Origin of the sequence: Actinospineispora acaciae DSM 45401, from assembly GCF_000620785.1 — a bacterium.
GTDB classification, from domain to species: domain Bacteria; phylum Actinomycetota; class Actinomycetes; order Mycobacteriales; family Pseudonocardiaceae; genus Pseudonocardia; species Pseudonocardia acaciae.
Genome location: NZ_JIAI01000071.1, coordinates 1 through 2,480, shown reverse-complemented (window position 1 = coordinate 2,480; position 2,480 = coordinate 1). Strand labels below are relative to the sequence as shown.

The 2,480-nt window shown below is 72.5% G+C and carries 1 pseudogene; it reads right to left on the bottom strand.

What is annotated here, in order from left to right:
* A pseudogene (locus N912_RS66915) lies at window positions 1-2,480 on the bottom strand (hypothetical protein); the annotation flags it as partial.

The window sequence follows — 2,480 nt, the reverse complement described above, 5'->3', positions numbered from 1 at the left end:
GGCGGCGGCCTGCTGGTCGTAGGCGGCCTGGGTGATCTTCTTGGCGCCCAGCTGGGCCTTGGCGTCGTCCAGGCTCTTCTGGCCCTTGATCACCGCGAGCCGGTCGTTGAGCGCCTGGCTGACGCCGGCGTCGTTGTTGTTCCACCAGGAGGCCAGCCGGTACGGGCGGTTGGAGTTGTTCGGGTCGGGCAGCAGCTCCGGCGGTGCCCGTGAGCCCAGGGAGCCCGGCTGGCGGGTCTTGAGGCTGCCGCCGGCCAGCGCGCACTCGGCGTCGCTCTGGCACTCGGTGCCGGCGAACTGGCCGCCGGTGTCGTCCAGCGCCCATCCGTTGTTCTGGCCGCCGCCGTTCTGGCCGCCTTGGCCGCCGTTGGTGCCGGACATGCCCTGGTCGTTGCGGCCGCCGGTGCGGGGGTCGCGGGCGGCCTGCAGGGCGGCGAGCACATCGTTGGCGGCGGCGGTCAGGGTTTGGCGGGCCTGCGCGCCGGCCTTCTTGCCGGCCAGGGTGGTGACCAGGCCGGACACCATGTCGGTCACCCCGGACAGGACCTGCTCGACCTGACCCGGTGAGCCGCGCCGGATCCCCCGGCCGCCGGCGGCGGCCATGGATTCGTCGGACTCGTCGGCGTCGTCGGCCTGGCGGTTCGACTGCCCGGCGCGGCTCGACCCCCCATCGTGTCGAGCAACGCCGAGCCGGTCGAGCAGGTCGGAGACGAAGTTGCTGGTCGCCTCCTGGATGGAGTCGTCGCGTCCGTTGGTGCGGCCGCCTCCGATCAGTTGTTGGCCGAGCGTGGACAGGGCTTGGTGGGTGCGGCGGCCGGCCTTGTCGCCGGCGACGTCGGTGACGATGTCGGAGGCGGTGTCGACGTATCGGCCCATCGCCTGGTCGGGGGTCATCGGCGGGCGCTGTTGGTTCGAGCCGGAGCCGACCAGCTTGAGCAGGTTCTGGACGAAGTTGTTGGTCAGCTCACGGATCGAGCCGGACAGGTCGTCGTCGCGGCCGCCGCCGGTGTTGGAGCCGGGGCGCTCGGTGGCGGCCTGGTGCTGGCCGGAGCCGCCGCCGAGCGCTTTGCCGAGCATCGAGGACACCGAGCCGAGGATGCCGCCGGCCATGTCGAAGATCGAGCCGATCAGGCCGCCGTTTCCGCGCCGGTTGTCCTGGTCGGGCCGCTTCGGGGAGCCGGAGCCGACCAGCTTGGTCAGCTGGGAGATGAACTTCTTCGTCGCCCGCTGGATCGAGTCGGTCGGGTCGTCGCCGGGGTTGGTGCGGTGGTTGCCCTGGCCGCCGAGCAGTTGCCGGCCGAGCGTGGACAGGGCCTGGTGGGTGCGGCGGCCGACCTTGTCACCGGCGACGTCGGTGACGATGTCGGAGGCGGTGTCGACGAAGCGGCCCATCGCCTGGTTCGGGGTCATCGGCGGGCGCTGCTGGTTCGAGCCGACCAGCTTGAGCAGGCTGGACACGAAGTTGTTGGTCAGCTCACGGATCGAGCCGGACAGGTCGTCGTGGCCCTGGGAGGCGGGGCGTCGGAGGGCGGCCAGCGTGGTGTTGGTCGAATCGTCGGTGCTGGGCCGGCCGGCCGGGGCTTGGGGCGCCGGCTGTGGGGGCGCGATGGTGCCGATCACGTGGTCGAGGAGCTCGGCGGCCTTGCCCTCCCACTTGGCGTAGGCGTTGGGGGACGCGGAGCGCTGCACGGCCTGGGCGGCCTGGGTGAGCGGCTTGGCTTCCCAGCCGGAGACCTTCTTGAGGTTGTTGAAGAACTCGGTGGCCGCGTGGACTGGGTCGGTGACCTGGGCCTTGGTTCCCCAGCCCTGGGAGGGCCGCTGCTGGAACAGGCCGAGGGAGTCACGGTCGCCGTGGTTGAGGTTGCGCAGTCCGGACTCTTGGAACGCGGCGGCGAGGGCTACTTGGATGCCTCGGCGGGGGATGCCCATCTGCTGGCCGACCTTGGCGATCGTCTCGGCGTTGGTGGCCTGGGCTGGGGTGATGCCGGCGGGGAGCGGTGTCTTCTTGACGGGGGGCGGAGTTTGGGTGGGCTCGGGGGCCGGTGGGCCTCGGGCCTGAGGGGCGCCTGCGTGCTGCTGGGTCGGCTGGCTCGGGGCCGGGCAGACGCCGATGGCCTGGCAGGTGATCGGACCCGAGCCCTCGTCCGGGGGAAGCGCGGGTGAGCCGCCGTGGTGGCCGGAGCCGACCGGGGTGGAGGTGTTCGAGTCGCCCATGCCCCGGCCCCTCGAGTCCAGGCCGTTGCGGCCGGCGGCGGCGATCGCCTGGGACACCTCGTCGGCCAGCCCGGTCAGGGTTTGGCGGGCCTGCGCGCCGGCCTTCTTGCCGGCCAGGCTGGTCACCAACCCGGAGACCAGGTCGACGACCCCGCCGAGGGCCTCGTCGACGTTCTCGCTGCCGCGCGCGCCGGATCCGTGGGAGGCGTTGCCGGGCCGAGGCCGGTGCGTCACCGGCTCCTCGGGCTGCTCCTGCTGGTCCTCGC